This window comes from Acrocarpospora pleiomorpha, assembly GCF_009687885.1.
GTDB lineage: Bacteria > Actinomycetota > Actinomycetes > Streptosporangiales > Streptosporangiaceae > Acrocarpospora > Acrocarpospora pleiomorpha.
Genome location: NZ_BLAF01000007.1, coordinates 212,852 through 228,529, shown reverse-complemented (window position 1 = coordinate 228,529; position 15,678 = coordinate 212,852). Strand labels below are relative to the sequence as shown.

Sequence of the window (15,678 nt, the reverse complement as noted above, 5' to 3'; positions counted from 1 at the left end):
TTGAGGAACGCGGAAGAACCGCAGACTGCCGTGAGAGGTCAGCGATAGGCGCGCAGGAACGCGTCGACTCCGTCGGTGATGATCGCCAGGATCTCCGGTTCCTCCGCCCCGGCGTCTTGCCTGTCCTCGATGGCGTCCAGCGCGAGGCTGATCGTCAGAGCGGTGAAGTGCCGCGCGGCGACGCGGGGGTCCGCGGCGCGGATCTCGCCGTTCGCGGCCAGGACGGCGAAGCGTTCCTCGAGCATCCGCTCGGGGCGGTCGCGCGCGGCCTCGGCCAGCTGAGGTATCGACGACCGCTGCGAGGTCAGCCGCCGGAAGGTCGCATAGTCGGAGGACGGAAAGGTCTGCGTGACCACTCGTTGCCCGAACGCCGTCAACGCCTCGCTCAGGTCACGGCCCGGCGTCAGCTCCTGGTCGATCGCGGCGCGAACGGCGCCCACCAGCGCGTCGTTCACGCGCTCGAGCACCCGCAGGAAGATCGTCCCCTTCTCGCCGAAGTGGTCGTAGACGGTGCGTTTGGAGACCTGCGCCCGGGCCGCGATGGCGTCGACGCTCGCCCGCTCGTAGCCCTCGGCGATGAACAGCGCCTCCGCCGCATCCAAGATCGCGGCCTTCTTGCCCTCGGACCGCAGCCGGCGCCCGGGAGTCTGAACCGCCGCGATAGCCCTCGACATGCTCCGAGCGTATCGCTACATTCTTAAAACCACACTGACTAGTGTGCTTTCAGCTGAGGGTCGGCGCGTTCGCCCTGGCACCGTCTGAGCCGCGACGGATCAAGTGGCGGCAGCCCACTACACGGAGGTAGTCGCATGGGATTCAATCCGGCTGATCACTGGGAGGGATACCTTCCCCCGCCCACGTTCGACGAGTACGCGGCCAGGTACTCGGACTTCTTCCGGATGAAGCGCGAGGACGGCATCATCGAAGTCCGCCTGCACACGAACGACGGACCGTATGCCCACACCCACGCCGCGCACAACGTGTGGACGCGGGTGTGGCAGGAGATCGGCAACGATCCCGGGAACCACGTGCTGATCATCACGGGCACCGGCGACAAGTGGATGACCGGCAACCCGAAGGGGCTCAATCCCAAACCCGCCTCCGACCTGGATCCCGACCACATCTACCAGCGGATGACCGACGGCTGGAAGCTGATCGAGAGCTTCGTCAACAACATCGACATCCCGACGATCGCGGCTGTGAACGGCCCGGGCGTGCACACCGAGTTCGCGATGATGAGCGACGTCACGTTCGCCGCACCCGATGCCGACTTCATGGACCCGCACTTCTGGCTGGGTTCCCCTCCCGGAGATGGCCAGGGCATGGCGCTCGAAGCACTCATGGGCCCCAAGCGCGCCGCTTACTACATCTACGCGGCCAAGTCGATCCCCGCCGACAAGGCCCTCGAATGGGGAATCGTCAGCGACGTGCTCCCTCGTGAGCAGCTCCTCGATCGAGCCTGGGAACTCGCCCGGTTCATCATGAAGCGGCCGCGCTACACGCGCTGGGCCGCCCACAACATCCTGTCGCGCCACTGGAAGAAGGCGGTGACCGAGGACTTCGGCTTCCACATGGCGCATCAGATGCTCGCCAACGTCGCCAGCAAGTCGCGGGTCCCCAACCCGGAGCTGCTCGCCGACTCCGAGGCGCGCAAGCTGTTCTGACCTCGACGGGTCGGCTCGAGTGCGCACTGCCGGACCCGGGCCGACCTGACGAACCATGCTCATCCGATGAAAGCGGAGTACGAACGATGATCGATCGGCATGAGCGTCTCGGGCGGCTCGTCACGAACGCGACCGCGCAGCTGAGCGCCAAGTCGCCGTGGCTGGTCGCGAGTGCGGTCCCGGTCTGCCCGGCATCGCTCGAGTTCAGCGTGTCGAGCGGCGACGAACTACAACGATGGGTGCGACAGCAGGTCGCGGTGTGGCCAGCACCGATCAGTATCGGATCCGATCAGCCGGAGACCAGTGCTGACAGGCTCACTTTCGCGCAACGGCGCTCGCCGGGCCAGTCGGCGACGGGCTACTACTGTGAGCTCAACGCGGCCGGATCCGCGCTCGGCGCGCTCCAGGTGGGGGCGCTCCGCGACAGCCCCGCCGACGGCAGGCCAGTCTGGGCAATCGGTGAGGGCGCCATCGCATGGATCACCATCGCGATGCTGCGCCTCACCGCGGCCTATGCCGATCACGCCACGGTCCTCGGCGACGCCGTGGTCGAACTGACCATCACCTCGCCGACCGCCGCGCCGATCGAGGTATGGAACCACAACAACCAGGCCTACGGTCCCGCGGGCACCCAGCGGATAGCCGGCGTCGAGCCCCGTCAACACGCCGTCGACCTCGCAACATGCCTGTCACCCGACCTCGCGAGCGCGGCGCGACCACTCGTGCTGGACCTGCTGGGCCAGTTCGGCCTCTCCGAGTCACGTCACATCGACCCTGCCGGAGTCATCCAGCGCAGAAACTTCACGGGCTACGACGAGGCGATCCTCGCATGGACTGACGCGATCGGCGTCCCGTCCCAGCCATGACGACGCCCGGCTCGCGGTCGCCCGCGCCCACCCCCGGTCGCCCCCGCTCTGATCGCCAGCGATCCCGCTCACCGCCTCCTCGTCCTGGAGCAGGCCGTGAAGGACAGATCGTCTACCGCGGTCCGCCGTACAAGGAGACGCGCTCGTCCTTGGTGAAGTCGAACCGTTCGTCGAGGAACAGGTCGTGACTGAACGGGGCGAAGGCGATGTTGATCGTCCACTGTTCGTAGTACCACTCGGTGCTGGAGCCGCTGAAACGGAAGTTGGCCTGGTAGCGAGCTCGCGAGCCTGGGGGGAGCAGGAAGACCTGTCCGTGGTGGCGGTTGGTCGGGTAGGCGGCCCACACGGGAGCGCGCACTACGCGCATGTCCGGTCCGGCCTGTTCGAAACGCAGGCCGTTGAGCTGGGCGGGAAGACCCAAGCCGTCGAGAACGCCGGCCGGCTCGTAGCCGGTCCACTGGTCGGCGAGGATGTTGTGGCAGGTCAGCTGGGCATCCGGCGGCGGTGGGAGCGAGAAGGCGGTGGGTACTTCTCGCCGTTTGGCCGCTTCGTCCGCGCCGCGCCCCTGCTTGGTCCACCGGATCACGATCCGCTGCACGATCAGCATCATGCCTCGGACACGGTGGCACCGATGACCGTCTTCAGGTCGTCGGAGAGCGGATAGGGACGTTCGGCCGGAAGGAGCGGGATGATGTCCGCGCCGTCGCGGAGCGCCTGGCGGATGTCGTGGGCTCGCTGGGTGACGTCGGTGATCGTCAGCGTGCCCTCGAGGTAGCGGTCGACGGCCTGGCCGGACAGCCCGATCTGGATGGATCGGTACGGCAGGGCGTGCAGGCGCGCGTCACGTTCGGGATCCCACTGGACACGTACGGGATAGGCACTCTTGTGCCGCGCGTCGTGGCTGAGGCAGGAATGCGCGAGCGCCCATTCGAAGCCGTCGCGGGACAACTCGATGGCCAGAACCCGAGTCTGACCGGGCTTGGTGGCGTACCCGCAGCGATACATCATCCACAGAAACGAGGGTTTGATCCAGGTCATCCGATCCCGTTTGAACGGCGCGACGAACCGCTGGGCGGCGACCGCCGGAGTGGCGATGGCCGGGTCGTAGGCCTGGTAGACCGTGACCGCCTCCTCGGTGTAGACGGCCCGGATCTGCCGATAGGGCATGTTCATGCGCCCCAGCGTGACGACCCGGACTCGCGACCGGCAACGGGATTAACGACGGCCGGGCTGTTCTCGGACGTCGGCCCAGGCGGGCAGGGGTTCGCGGGAGGACGGCCAATCCCGTGGGAGGGGGGATCGGGTGGCGATGATGCCGCCGACGATGGCGCAGGTGGTGTCGATGTCGCCGCCGGCGGTGGCGGTGGTCCAGAAGGCCTGTTCGTAGTTGTCGAGGTGGCGGGCGGCGGACCACAAAGTGAAGGGGACGGTGTCCTGGGCGGAGACGGCGCGTCCGTTGCCGAGGGTGTGGGCGGCCAGGATGGGGTCGGTGAGGGGGAGCAGGCGGCGGGCTTCGGAGATTCCGTCGCGGACCTGGCTGGGCGGGGTGTGGTGGAGGACCTGGTCGAGGAAGCGGCCGGGGGTGAGGTCGGCGTGGGCCGCGGCGGTGGCGGCGGCCACGGCGATGGCGACGGCGCCCGCGACGGCTTCCGGATGGGTGTGGGTGACCTGGGCCGACGCCTTCGCCTCCCGTACGGCTCGCGCCGGGTCGCCGGCGAACCACGCGCCGAGCGGCGCCACCCGCATGGCGGCGCCGTTGCCCCACGAGCCGCTGCCGTCGAACAGGCCGGTGGCCAGGGTTCGCCAGTCGCCGCCTTCGCGGACCAGGCGCAGCATGCGGTTGGTGGCGGGGCCGTACCCGCGGTCGAAATCGTGGCGCGCGGCGAAGCTCGCGGCGAGTTCGTCCTGGTCGATGGTGCCGTGGTCGGTGAGGACGCGGTGGATGGAGCAGGCCATCTCGGTGTCGTCGGTCCACTGCCAGGGTCCCGGTGGCAGGGAGCGGTCGGTGAGGGCTTGGCGGTTGGCGGGGACGTAGAACTGGGAGCCGAGAGCGTCGCCGAGGGCCAGGCCGTGCAGGGAGGCGGTCGCGCGTGATCGGGATTCGGTCAGCATCGCCCTCCATTGTGGCACCGATCTTCCCAATCGGGTCGTTCGTGTCGAGGCCATAGCATTCGCGCGAGTCAGCCGACACCTATGTCGCGAAATTTCCTGCTAAATCATTGAGTCGGAATAGTTACCATTTCGGGCCGGTGATCCCAATATGGTTCTCATAATCGGGCTGCCGCAGAACATGGGCCGCGGCAGGATGCCGGACGCCTTTGACCATGATCCCATTCTCTGAGTAAGGATCTCTTGTTATAAAGGAGGTTTCTTATTAACTACCAAACGTAACCCAGGTCACACAAATCACGATGATCCGTATCAGTCGCCTCATCGATCTCACCCGCCCCCGGTGCAAATTTATTCAGGCTTATAACAATTGCACCGTTCCCGCCACTTTGTGGTGCGCCGACCCATAGGTTCTCTACGTCTGTGAAGGGCTACTTTGTCCAGGTCAAACTGGGCATATGGGGGCAAATCGCCCAGGAGGATCACGTGGCGTCTGATGCAAACTGGTTTGATGCTGCCTATGAATGGTTCGTTCGCTCCAGTGCCAACGGCACCTGGCGCGACCTGATCCCCCTAGGACTGGCAGGTCTCCTCGTCTGGGGGTTGTGGCTCTACCGGGTGGTGCTGTCCCGGCTGGCCAAACCGGTCGTGAACAGCTACCGGACCACGGTGTCCGTCGTCGTCCCGTCCTACCGGGAGGACGCCGAGATCCTGGTCCGCTGCCTGGCCAGCTGGCTGGCCCAGGACCCGTACGAAGTGATCATCGTGGTGGACGTCGGCGACACCGAATGCCACACGAAACTGCACGAAGTGGTGGACCCCCGGCTGAAGGTCCTCATCTACGAGCACTCCGGCAAACGCTCCGCGCTGGGCGTGGGCATCCGGGCGGCCCGCGGCGAGGTCGTGGTCTTCGCCGACTCCGACACCTGGTGGCAGCAGGGCCTGCTGGCCGCCGTCCAGATGCCGTTCGAGGACCCCTCGGTCGGCGGCGTCGGCACCCAGCAGAACGTCTACCAGCGCACCAGCAGCGTCTGGCGGCGTATCGCCGACTGGCTGGTCAACCTGCGCTACTACGACTACGTGCCCGCGATGGGCAGCCGGGGCGGGGTGGCCTGCCTGTCCGGCCGGACCGCCGCCTACCGGCGCTCGGCCATCCTCCCGGTGGTCCACAACCTGGAGAACGAGTTCTTCCTCGGCCGCCGGTGCATCGCCGGCGACGACGGCCGCCTGACCTGGCTGGTCCTCGCCTCCGGATACAAGACCGTGCACCAGTCCTCGGCCCGGGCCATCTCGATGTTCCCCTCCTCCTTCCGCGCCTTCGTCAAGCAGCGCGTCCGGTGGAGCCGCAACTCCTACCGCTGCTACCTGACCGCGCTGTGGAAGGGGTGGCTGTGGAAGACCCCGCTGGTCACCAAGGTCACCGTGCTGCAGATCCTGCTCACCCCGGTGACCATGGGCGTCACGCTCGCCTACCTGTTCTTCAGCAGGCTGGAACTCACCCCCTGGGGCATCGGGCTCGCCGTCGGCTGGCTGCTGCTGGGCCGGGGCGTACGCGGCTGGTCACACCTGCGCCGCCACCCCGCGGAGATCCTGCTGCTGCCGCTGCTCTGCCTGGTGGTCATCATGATCGCCCTGCCGATCAAGCTGTGGGCGTTCCTGACGATGAACAAGCAGGGCTGGCTGACCCGCACGTCCGACCAGGTGGGCGGAGCCGGCCAGAGCGCCGCCACACTCAAGGGAATGGTCTGAGATGAGGCGTACCGCCGCTTGGCACGTCGCGATCTCGATCATGGGGCTGGTGTTGGGCCTGAGCGCGGCGCCAGCCGCCGCCTCGCCCGGCACCCCCGTCGAGCCCGCCGGACCCACCCCGTTCGCCGGATCCACCCCGTCGGCCGAGCCGAGCCCGTCGGTCAAGCCGAGCCCGTCGGCCACGTCCACCCCGTCGGTCAAGCCGAGCCCGTCGGCCACGTCCACCCCGTCGGTCAAGCCGAGCCGGTCGGGCACGTCCACCCCGTCGGTCAAGCCGAGCCGGTCGGCCAAGTCCATCTCACCCGCAGTGCCCATTTTGTCCCCCGAGCCGACCTCGTCCCCCGAGTCCGCCGGGTCTGCGGATCTCGTCGACCCGAGCCTCATGGTCTCCCCGGAGGACGCGGAGTCGCAGGCCGCCCTGGTGGACATGGAGGACCAGCGACTGGTCCAGACCCGGGCCGCGCTCACCGCCCTGCTGCAGACCGGTGGCATCGAGGCCGCCAGTCGCAAGCAACCCCAGGTCTTCGTCTCGTCGCACGGCCGGACGCTGGTGCTGCCCGCGCGCAACACCACGGCCCCGTACACGCTCAAGGACCTGGCGGCCGTCGAAAAGGGCAAGTACGTCCGCCGGATGAAGGACGGCTCCGTCCTGCTCGGCATCCACGTCTTCGTGGCCGACGGCGCCCGCCTGCAACTGCGCGGTCCGCTGACGCTGCGGATGGGCAGCCTGCCCGGCTCGTTCAGCTCGATCATCGCGTTCGGCGGCAGCATCGAGATCAAGGGCACCGCCAAAAATCCGGTGCGGATCACGAGCTGGGATGTCCGTACGCAACAACCGGACCGTTCCACAGTCGACGGGCGCGCCTACATCCGGGCGGTCGGCGGCGAGTTCGAGATGACATACGCGCAGGTCTCGGACCTCGGGTTCTGGAGCGGCCGCACCGGGGGCATCGCGCTCACCGGCACCGAGCGGCCGGCCAGCGCCTACCGGCACAGGACCAAGACGCAGCGCCACCAGGACAAGGCCAAACGCCTGGCCGCCAACAACAACCCCGACAAGGGCGGCGGCAACTTCGGCGACGTGGAGACCATCCCGGTCGGCCCCGGCACCGCCTCCCACGTGCTCGCCGACGAGCTGGTGTCCGGGGCGATCAAGAACAGCGTGATCACCGGCGACGCGTACGGGCTGTTCGTGTCCGGCTCCAACCAGACGCAGATCATCGACAACAAGATCGTCAACAGCCTGGTGCACGGCGTGTTCATGCACCGGTTCGCCAAGAACGCCACCATCGAGAACACCGATGTGATCGGCAGCGGCGGCGACGGCTTCGTGCTGTCGCGGGCCACCGAGAAGGTCAGGGTCACCGACTGCCTGGCCCAGGGCAACGGCCGCAACGGCTTCACCGTCAACGGCCGCGCCCTCGCGCAGGGCCCGTCCGCGAGCGGCGAGTCCCTGGCCGTGTACGGCGACAGCTCCATCAACAACAGCATCGCCCGCGACAACGGCCGCTACGGCGTCGAGGTGCTCGGCGGCAGCCGGCTGGCCGTGCAGACCAGCGAGATCATCGGCGGCGACATGGGCATCGTGGTCCGCGAGGGCGCCAGCGGCGTGCAGATCTCCGGCAACAAGCTGACCAACCAGCGCCGCCAGGCGATCGCCCTGCGCGACGGCGCGACCGACGCGCACGTGGCGGGCAACACCATCAAGGGCACGACCACCGGCATCTACCTGCGCGACTCCGACGGCACCATCGTCGGAAACAAGATCACGACGATCACGGATCCGAAGGCGCACGGGGTCACCCTGGTCGGCCAGGCGAACGGGTCCGAGATCACCCGCAACACCATCATCGGCTCCGGCACCAGCGCGATCAGCATCGCCCGCTCCTCCGGCAAGCTGAACAAGCACAACAACGACGAGGACGGCTGGAAGGACACCTCGACGTTCTGGGTCAAGGCCAAGCGCTACGTCAAACCCATGAACGTGATCTGGGCGTGCGTCCTCCTGCTGGTCATCGTCTCGGCGATCCGGTCCCGCGGCATCATGGAGAGGCGGCGGCGCGGCCAGATCCGCGATCCGTACGAGCTGCAGAAGCCGATGGAGGAGCGGCCGCTCATGCTGCTGCGCCACGCGTCGCGCGGGCGGGACGTGTCCGAGACCACCGCGCCCGTGCCCGGCCGGCCGAGCAGGCATCGACCGCCCGCGCACGCGGGTTCGACCCCGACGATCGGGGGCAGAGGATGAAGCGCCTTTTTCTCATCCTCGTGGCGCTGACCCTGTCCGCGGTCGGCACCTGGGCGTACCTGTCCTGGATCGACCGCCCGCCGCCGACGCCGGGCGTCAACGAGGTGTCCGCGGCGGACGCGCAGCAGCAGTCGACCCTGGTCGACCAGGAGGATTTGCGGATCATGCAGACGCGGGCCACGCTGTCCTCAGCGATGGCGCGGGGCGGTCCGGCCGCCGCGGCCGCCCGGGTGCCGCACATCTCCAGTTCGGCCAACGGCCGGACGCTGGTGCTGCCGCAGCGGCGTGAGCCGTACCGGGTGGCGGACCTGGAGAAGCTGGGCGGCGAGGAGTTCCAGAAACAGGACGACAATTCGTACGTGCTGGGCATCAACGTGTTTCTCGGCCCCGGCGCCAAACTGGTGCTCCAGAACGCGACCGGGCCGCTGGTGATCCGGATGCGCAGCGAGCCCGGCACCTTCGTGTCGATCGTGAGCTTCGGCGCCAGCGTGCGCATCAACGGGTCGGCGCAGAACCCGGTCCGGCTCCAGAGCTGGGACTCCCACACCAGGACGGTGGACACCAAGGTCGCCGACGGGCGGGCCTACCTGCGCGCGGTCGGCGGCGAGCTCAAGATGAGCCACACGATGGTCGAGAACCTCGGCTTCTGGAGCGGCCCGACCGGCGGGGTGGCCATGACCGGCAGCGACCGGCCCAGCCAGACCGCCAAGCGGCTCCTTCCCCCCGCCGCCGCCCCGGGCACCGCCACCCCCACGATCTCGCCCACGCCCAAACCCACCGCCTCGGGGGAGCGGCAGCCGATGGTGCTCATGCCCAACGGCCAGCTCGTGCCGAGCGGCGGCGGCGACGCCGAGGTCGTGGTCACCAACGGCGCGGGCGGCGGGAAGGCCACCTTCGAGCTGCCGGAGGCCAACCTGGTCACCGGCGACATCACCGACACCACGATCACCGGCAACGCGTACGGGATCTTCATCACGGCCTCCAACGAGACCAGGATCACCAACGTCAGGGTGAGCGGCAGCCTGGTCGACGGGGTGCTGCTGCACCGGTTCGCCCGCAACGCCACCATCGAGAACACCACCGTGAGCAACAGCAGAGGCGACGGGTTCGTGCTGTCCCGGGGCACCCAGAACGTCACGATCACCGGATCCACGGCCGAGCACAACGCCGGCAACGGCTTCACCATCAGCGGCCTGCCGCTGGCCCGGGGGCCGTCGGCGTCGGGGGAGTCGCTGCGCAGCTTCGGCGGCAGCTCGGTGACCAGCAGCGTGGCCCGGGAGAACGGGCACTACGGTGTGGAGATCCAGGGCGGGGTCAAGCTGGCCGTACAGACCAGCGAGGTGATCGGCGGGGAGATGGGCATCGTGGTGAGCAAGGACGCCACCGGGGTGCAGGTCTCCGGCAACCGGCTCACCGGCCAGCGCATCCAGGGGATCGCGCTCCGCGACGGGGTGCGCGGGGCCCGGGTCAGCGGCAACATCGTCAGGGACACCCAGACCGCGATTTTCCTCAGGGACGCCGAGGCCACCATCTCAGGAAACACGGTGCAATCCGCGAACCTGCACGCGATCTCCCTGCTGGGCAAAGCTGACGGCACCAAGATCACTGGCAACACCCTGGGCGGCGCGGGCCGCAGCGCCATCGACATCAGCCGGGCGAAGGGCATCGAGACCCCCACGTCCAACAATGTCGACGGCTGGCAGGACACGGCCGGGTTCTGGACCATGGTGAAGCGGATCGCCAAACCGATGAACCTCATCTGGTTCAGCGTGATCGCGCTGATCGTGATCTCAGCGCTCCGCGCCATGCGCGGTGACGGCCCGCGGGTCGGCCGCAGAATCGTCCATCCGTACGAGAAGCAGACACTGCTGGAGGAGCGGCCGGCGCGGGCCCTGAAGACCGCCGCCGCCCCCACTCCGGCGGGAAGGAGCTGAGCGATGCGCTTGGACATCGACAGAAAGACCCTGGTGGGAATGCTGGCCGGGGCCGTCATCACGGTGATCATCGTGGTGCTGATCCGCGGGATTTTCGGCGGCTCCAGCGAGCCGAGCATGCGAGTCGAGGACATTCATCCGCAAGCCGGTGGAACGACCGACTCCTCCCAAACGTCCCAGGAAACACAGGAATCGCCAGAATCGCAGGTGGAAGAAGAGGAGGACGACGTGGAACCGTTCACCGCCCTGCAACAGCCCCCCGCCATCGCCGTCCCCACCGGTGACGGAACGATCGACTGCCCGGAGGCCACGGTCACCGTCACCGACGCCGCCGGCCTCGCCGAGGCGCTCGAGGCAGCCGAACCCGGCGCCGTGATCAAGCTGGAGCCCGGCGTGTACGCGGGCCGCTTCGTGGCCACGATCTCCGGCACCGAAGACGACCCCATCTTCGTCTGCGGCTCGCCCGAGGCGATCATCGACGGCGGCGGCGTCAAGAAGGGCTACGCCTTCCACCTCAACGAGGTCAGCCACTGGCGGCTCATCGGCTTCACGGTCCGCAACAGCCAGAAGGGCGTGATGGCCGACAAGACCAGCCACACGATCATCCAGGGCCTGACCGTGCACCACATCGGCGACGAAGCCATCCACCTGCGCAACTTCAGCAGCGACAACATCGTCCAGTACAACATGATCTACGCCACCGGCCTGCGCCGGGAGAAGTTCGGCGAGGGCGTCTACCTGGGCACCGCCGAGAGCAACTGGGCGACCTTCTCCGGCGGCCAGATGGACCGCAGCGACCGCAACCTCGTGCGCGGCAACGTCATCAGGGCCACCGCCGAGGCGATCGACATCAAGGAAGGCACCTCCGACGGCCGCATCGTCGGCAACATCTTCGACGGCTCCGTCCTCGGCGGCTCCAAGCACAACGACTCCTGGGTCGACGTCAAGGGCAACGGCTACGTCATCGAGGCCAACACCGGCAGCAACACCAACGCGGACGGCTTCCAGACCCACAAGATCGTGGACGGTTGGGGCACCGGCAACACGTTCCGCGCCAACATCATCGATCTGGGCAACTCCGGCGGATACGGCGTCAACGACACTGTCGGCGGAAACACGATCGAATGCGACAACAAGGTCACCGGCGGCGCGCTCGTCAAAAAGGGCAGCTGTTCCTGAGCACCGAGCTCAACCACACGCGAAAGGAAAGTACAGACATGAGCGACGCCGCACTCCCACGGCTGACGGTCATCGGAACCGGCTACCTCGGGGCGACGCACGCCATCTGCATGGCGTCACTGGGCTACGAGGTGGTCGGCCTCGACGTTGACGCCAACAAGATCAAGAAATTGCAGTCCGGCGAGGTGCCGTTCTTCGAGCCCGGACTGCCCGAACTGCTGGCCAAGACCATGGAATCCGGCCGGCTCCGCTTCACCACCTCCTACGAGGAGGCAGCCGCCCACGGCGACGTGCACTTCATCTGCGTCGGCACCCCCCAGCAGCCCGGCTCCGACGCCTGCGACCTCACCTATGTCGACGCCGCCGTACGCGGGCTGGCCGCCCACCTGACCCGCCGCTGCCTGGTCGTCGGCAAGTCCACCGTCCCCGTCGGCACCTCCGCCCGGCTCAGCGACATGCTCCGCGAGCTGGCCCCCGCCGGAGACGAGGTCGAACTGGCCTGGAACCCCGAGTTCCTGCGCGAGGGCTTCGCCGTCGACGACACCCTGCGCCCCGACCGTCTCGTCTTCGGCGTCGCCTCCGACTGGGCCCGCGACCGCCTCCACGAGGCCTTCCGGCCCATCCTCGACCTGGGCACCCCCACCGTCGTCACCGACCTGCCCACCGCCGAACTCGTCAAGGTGGCCGCCAACTCCTTCCTGGCCACCAAGATCTCCTACATCAACGCGATGGCCGAGATCTGCGAGGCCACCGGCGCCGACGTACGCGACCTGGCCAAGGCCCTCGCCTACGACGACCGCATCGGCGGCCGCTTCCTCCAGCCCGGCCTCGGCTTCGGCGGCGGCTGCCTGCCCAAGGACATCCGCGCCTTCGCCCACCGCGCCGAGGAGATCGGCGTCGGCCAGGCGGTGTCCTTCCTCCGCGAGGTCGACGCCATCAACCGCCGCCGCCGCTCGCGGACCATCGACCTGGTCAGGGAACTCCTCGGCGGCCAGCTGGACGGCAAGCGGATCGCCTGCCTGGGCGCGGCCTTCAAGCCCAACTCCGATGACATCCGCGACGCCCCTGCCCTGGATGTGGCGCGTACGATGCACGGCCTGGGCGCGAATGTCCGCGTCTACGACCCCGCCGCCCTCGACAACGCCCGCCGCGCGTATCCCGAACTGAGGTACGGCACCAGCGCGCTGGACGTGGCCCAGGACGCGGACGTGGTCGTCCTGCTCACCGAGTGGGCCGAATTCCGCGAGATCCAGCCGTCTGCGCTGGCCCAGGTGGTCCGGAACCGCCGGATCGTGGACGGCCGCCACGCCCTCGACGCGGAAGCTTGGCGCGCAGAGGGCTGGGAGTACCGCGCCCTCGGCTCCCCCTGATCCATTTATGGCTCAGCCGGGAGGTAGGCACTCCGTGCCCTATCTCCCGGCAGTCCCGCCCCCGGGCGGCCTGGTATGCCCTATGCCCGCATCGCTGCCCGGTTGGGCGCTGCCGACGGGGGGCCATACGGCATCGATCACCCCGTTGTTATTCAAGGGCTCACTGAACTGTCGCGGAGTTGTCCGCTGTCCAGCCTTGCCGCAGGAAAAGCTTGTATCCGATGACCGCGGGAACCGTCACATCGAGTTTCCCGGGATCTTTCGTCAGGATCTCCTCGCTGGAGTTGAGGCGCCCTGACGTCGGATCGATGATGAGTACCCATCTTTTGGGAAGCCCGACCGTCGCCTCGAAGGCGATCGCCTCGCCCGCGCGGCCCGCTCTGTCGGTGGTCGCCCCCAGATAGACCAGGTGCGGCTGGCCGGACAGCATCCGCCACAACGCAGCCGACAACCGCGGCGAAATGACCTGCTCACTGTGCAGGTCGATGACGGCTTGAACAAGCCGGTATCCGTCGGGGATGTCTGAGGGAACAGGTCCGGTTCTCAGCAGGGCCTGGCGAAGGTCCTCGGCGTCCGGGGGCAGGTTCTCCGCGGCTGGACTGACTTGGGAGATGACCTCGTCGGATAGGGGGGTGCTGTCGCTGACCGCGGCCGCCGTCTCCGGGCTTCCGTACCCGATGATGATCGGCTCGCCCCGGTGCTCACGACGCCGCGCCGTACCAGAGGGGGCAACCGGCGTCCACTGCTCCACGACGGTGGGAATCACCGCGGTGCTGGTATGTCCTTGAGCCACCGCCACATTGAGATACCACGCGTTGAACTTCACGTACTTGAACGCGGCGTCAGCCGGTACGGGCGAGGCAAGTTGCCGGTCGGCGATCTCGGCGAGCTTCAGCAAGACCGCACGCGCGGCCGGTGGCGCACCCTGCATGTCGCCCCTCCCATTCACCAGGTTGTAGCGGAGCATCGCAACGGTGGGGATCCGGGAGACACCCGTTCGATCGGCGGACAAGTACGTGGTGACCCCCGCAACCGACACCAGCGCCGCAGCCCCCGCCAAGCCGAGCACCCGCCGCCGAGGCAGGTTGGAGGCCGCGGGAACATCGCGGGGAGATTCCAGGATCCGAAGTAAGAGGTCCCGCGCCTGCGGGCGCCGGGCCGCACCAGCGAACCTCGCCCCCGGCGCCGGATCGAACTGCGCCATGAGGCGTTTCACATCGTCGAACTCCGTCATCATGACTTCCCCTCCTTCACGGCTGACGGCACGTCCGCCGCGCCCACGGACGTCTCCACCTTGAGATCACCGAGAACGGCCAGAAACCGTTGTCGCGCCCGTTGCGCGCGGACCGCCATGGTCGCGGGCGAGCACTCCAGGACCAGGGCGGCGTGCGAGATCGACAAGTCTTCCCAGCCGATGAGCCGCAGGACTTCCTGATCTTGGGGCGATAGCCGTCGTAACGCCTGCTCCAACCCTGAAGTGGCGACCGCGTCCTCAGCGTGATCTCTGGCCGCGTCCCTCCCCGCCCAGGAAATGCTCATCAAGCGCGACATCAGCCGCTGGCTACGCCGCCCCCGGCGCTGCTCATTGGCCACAACCCGGCGAGCAATGCCGTAGAGCCACGGCAGCGCTTCGTCATCGCGTGCGGGGAGATCTCCGATCTTCCGCCAAGCCACCACGAAGGTCTCCGCTGCGACATCAGCTGCAGAGTCGCCGTCCACACGGCGCGCCGCATACCGCAGCACACGCTCGTAGCAGGCGTCGAAAAGCCTCGTGAACCTTGCCACGTGCTCCGGCATCCCGCCCTCGCTCTCCCTCTCAGGCCGACACCTGTCTATGTCCGGAACCTGACTTTGGATAACAGGGAACCCCGCGGGGGAATGCGCGAACCATCGAACCGGTCCCGTTCCGCCTACTCGGTAGGCCAGTCCCTGGGTGAGGCGGGGTAGGTGCCCCGGTAGGGGACTGTCATCACCCATCCCTGGCCGCACCGATCACGAGGCGGCCCAGCGCGCCGGTAGCCGGCTTGTCAGCGGCCGGTGGATCCGTCGATCTGCTCGCGGAGGATGTCGGCGTGGCCGGCGTGGCGGCCGGTCTCTTCAATCATGTGCACCAGGACCCATCGCATCGATGGCGCCGGCCCTGGGCGCGGGGCTCGTGGCGCGGGAAGGGCCAGATCCGGGCAGGCGTCGATGACCTGGTTCGCTCGCTCGACGGTCTTCCGGTAGTCGGCGAGCACGTCGTCGACGGTGTCCTCCGCTGACGGCCGCATGGTCGTGCGCCAGTCGCCGGCATCTTCACCGAGGAAGTAGAACCGTTCGACGAACGCCAGATGCTTGAGCAGCCCGAGCAGGTTGGTGCCCGAGGGCACCCCGCCCGTTCGGACCTGCGGTTCCGGCACGCCCGCGACCTTGTCCGCGACCGCGTTCCGCAGATAGTCGAGGAAGCCCCGCAGGGTGGCCTTCTCGTCGGCGCCGGTCCGCGGCGGCGTGGTGTCCTTCGCCCGCGTCCTGGATCGCGGCGCGCGGTTTCCTGGCATCAAGTCACTCCGTTCCAACGTCGTG

Annotated in this window: 14 protein-coding genes; 7 read left to right on the top strand and 7 right to left on the bottom strand. The window is 68.0% G+C overall.

Annotated features, from left to right (window positions below; translation table 11 throughout):
* Positions 1-38: 38 nt before the first annotated feature.
* The gene (locus tag Aple_RS06905) at positions 39-674 is read right to left on the bottom strand and encodes a TetR/AcrR family transcriptional regulator (protein ID WP_155343626.1); all 636 of its coding nucleotides are present in this window, start codon (positions 672-674) and stop codon (positions 39-41) included.
* Between the two features lie 135 nt (positions 675-809).
* Between Aple_RS06905 and Aple_RS06900 the strand changes: the two genes are divergently transcribed.
* Both Aple_RS06900 and Aple_RS06895 read left to right on the top strand, forming a co-directional pair.
* The gene (locus Aple_RS06900; protein ID WP_155343625.1) at positions 810-1,664 is read left to right on the top strand and encodes an enoyl-CoA hydratase/isomerase family protein; all 855 of its coding nucleotides are present in this window, start codon (positions 810-812) and stop codon (positions 1,662-1,664) included.
* 86 nt (positions 1,665-1,750) lie between these two features.
* A complete protein-coding gene (locus Aple_RS06895) occupies positions 1,751-2,530 on the top strand; it encodes a hypothetical protein (RefSeq protein WP_155343624.1) in 780 nt (259 codons plus the stop codon).
* Positions 2,531-2,642: 112 nt separating this feature from the next.
* On the opposite strand, the gene Aple_RS06890 is transcribed toward Aple_RS06895, so the two are convergent.
* From Aple_RS06890 to Aple_RS06880, 3 genes are read right to left on the bottom strand one after another with little or no spacing between them, the layout of a single operon-like run.
* Complete coding sequence (locus Aple_RS06890) at positions 2,643-3,140, bottom strand: hypothetical protein (protein WP_155343623.1); 498 nt, start codon at positions 3,138-3,140, stop codon at positions 2,643-2,645.
* The gene (locus tag Aple_RS06885; protein ID WP_155343622.1) at positions 3,137-3,703 is read right to left on the bottom strand and encodes a DUF4291 domain-containing protein; all 567 of its coding nucleotides are present in this window, start codon (positions 3,701-3,703) and stop codon (positions 3,137-3,139) included. The genes Aple_RS06890 and Aple_RS06885 overlap by 4 nt, the downstream gene beginning before the upstream one ends.
* Before the next feature lie 42 nt (positions 3,704-3,745).
* The gene (locus Aple_RS06880; RefSeq protein ID WP_155343621.1) at positions 3,746-4,642 is read right to left on the bottom strand and encodes an ADP-ribosylglycohydrolase family protein; all 897 of its coding nucleotides are present in this window, start codon (positions 4,640-4,642) and stop codon (positions 3,746-3,748) included.
* A 483-nt stretch (positions 4,643-5,125) separates the two neighbouring features.
* Here Aple_RS06880 and Aple_RS06875 point away from each other — a divergent pair, with 483 nt between their 5' ends.
* The 5 genes from Aple_RS06875 to Aple_RS06855 are packed head-to-tail and all read left to right on the top strand — an operon-like array spanning position 5,126 to position 13,116.
* Positions 5,126-6,388 (top strand): glycosyltransferase, encoded by a 1,263-nt coding sequence (locus Aple_RS06875; protein WP_155343620.1) that lies wholly within the window; start codon positions 5,126-5,128, stop codon positions 6,386-6,388.
* Between the two features lies 1 nt (position 6,389).
* Positions 6,390-8,633, top strand: coding sequence for a right-handed parallel beta-helix repeat-containing protein (locus Aple_RS06870; RefSeq protein ID WP_155343619.1), 2,244 nt, complete (start codon positions 6,390-6,392; stop codon positions 8,631-8,633).
* Positions 8,630-10,567: a right-handed parallel beta-helix repeat-containing protein gene (locus tag Aple_RS06865; RefSeq protein WP_155343618.1), complete on the top strand. Its 1,938-nt coding sequence runs from the start codon at positions 8,630-8,632 to the stop codon at positions 10,565-10,567. The genes Aple_RS06870 and Aple_RS06865 overlap by 4 nt, the downstream gene beginning before the upstream one ends.
* A gap of 3 nt (positions 10,568-10,570) precedes the next feature.
* Positions 10,571-11,746: a NosD domain-containing protein gene (locus tag Aple_RS06860; protein ID WP_155343617.1), complete on the top strand. Its 1,176-nt coding sequence runs from the start codon at positions 10,571-10,573 to the stop codon at positions 11,744-11,746.
* 38 nt (positions 11,747-11,784) lie between these two features.
* Positions 11,785-13,116, top strand: coding sequence for a UDP-glucose dehydrogenase family protein (locus Aple_RS06855; RefSeq protein WP_155343616.1), 1,332 nt, complete (start codon positions 11,785-11,787; stop codon positions 13,114-13,116).
* A 160-nt stretch (positions 13,117-13,276) separates the two neighbouring features.
* Here Aple_RS06855 and Aple_RS06850 read toward each other — a convergent pair whose 3' ends face one another.
* From Aple_RS06850 to Aple_RS06840, 3 genes are all read right to left on the bottom strand, one after another.
* The gene (locus Aple_RS06850; RefSeq protein ID WP_155343615.1) at positions 13,277-14,353 is read right to left on the bottom strand and encodes a CU044_5270 family protein; all 1,077 of its coding nucleotides are present in this window, start codon (positions 14,351-14,353) and stop codon (positions 13,277-13,279) included.
* The gene (locus Aple_RS06845; RefSeq protein WP_170321318.1) at positions 14,350-14,901 is read right to left on the bottom strand and encodes an RNA polymerase sigma factor; all 552 of its coding nucleotides are present in this window, start codon (positions 14,899-14,901) and stop codon (positions 14,350-14,352) included. The genes Aple_RS06850 and Aple_RS06845 overlap by 4 nt, the downstream gene beginning before the upstream one ends.
* 242 nt (positions 14,902-15,143) lie before the next feature.
* On the bottom strand, positions 15,144-15,653 hold the full coding sequence (locus Aple_RS06840; protein ID WP_155343613.1) for a DinB family protein: 510 nt from the start codon (positions 15,651-15,653) through the stop codon (positions 15,144-15,146).
* Between the last annotated feature and the right edge of the window lie 25 nt (positions 15,654-15,678).

What these genes read in the sequence shown, in the direction of transcription:
- Aple_RS06885 (WP_155343622.1), bottom strand. Translation starts at nt 3,703, where the DNA reads ATGAACATGCCCTATCGGCAGATCCGGGCCGTCTACACCGAGGAGGCG.
- Aple_RS06880 (WP_155343621.1), bottom strand. Translation starts at nt 4,642, where the DNA reads ATGCTGACCGAATCCCGATCACGCGCGACCGCCTCCCTGCACGGCCTG.
- Aple_RS06850 (WP_155343615.1), bottom strand. Translation starts at nt 14,353, where the DNA reads ATGATGACGGAGTTCGACGATGTGAAACGCCTCATGGCGCAGTTCGAT.
- Aple_RS06860 (WP_155343617.1), top strand. Translation starts at nt 10,571, where the DNA reads ATGCGCTTGGACATCGACAGAAAGACCCTGGTGGGAATGCTGGCCGGG.
- Aple_RS06870 (WP_155343619.1), top strand. Translation starts at nt 6,390, where the DNA reads ATGAGGCGTACCGCCGCTTGGCACGTCGCGATCTCGATCATGGGGCTG.
- Aple_RS06855 (WP_155343616.1), top strand. Translation starts at nt 11,785, where the DNA reads ATGAGCGACGCCGCACTCCCACGGCTGACGGTCATCGGAACCGGCTAC.
- Aple_RS06890 (WP_155343623.1), bottom strand. Translation starts at nt 3,140, where the DNA reads ATGATGCTGATCGTGCAGCGGATCGTGATCCGGTGGACCAAGCAGGGG.
- Aple_RS06840 (WP_155343613.1), bottom strand. Translation starts at nt 15,653, where the DNA reads ATGCCAGGAAACCGCGCGCCGCGATCCAGGACGCGGGCGAAGGACACC.
- Aple_RS06865 (WP_155343618.1), top strand. Translation starts at nt 8,630, where the DNA reads ATGAAGCGCCTTTTTCTCATCCTCGTGGCGCTGACCCTGTCCGCGGTC.
- Aple_RS06895 (WP_155343624.1), top strand. Translation starts at nt 1,751, where the DNA reads ATGATCGATCGGCATGAGCGTCTCGGGCGGCTCGTCACGAACGCGACC.
- Aple_RS06900 (WP_155343625.1), top strand. Translation starts at nt 810, where the DNA reads ATGGGATTCAATCCGGCTGATCACTGGGAGGGATACCTTCCCCCGCCC.
- Aple_RS06905 (WP_155343626.1), bottom strand. Translation starts at nt 674, where the DNA reads ATGTCGAGGGCTATCGCGGCGGTTCAGACTCCCGGGCGCCGGCTGCGG.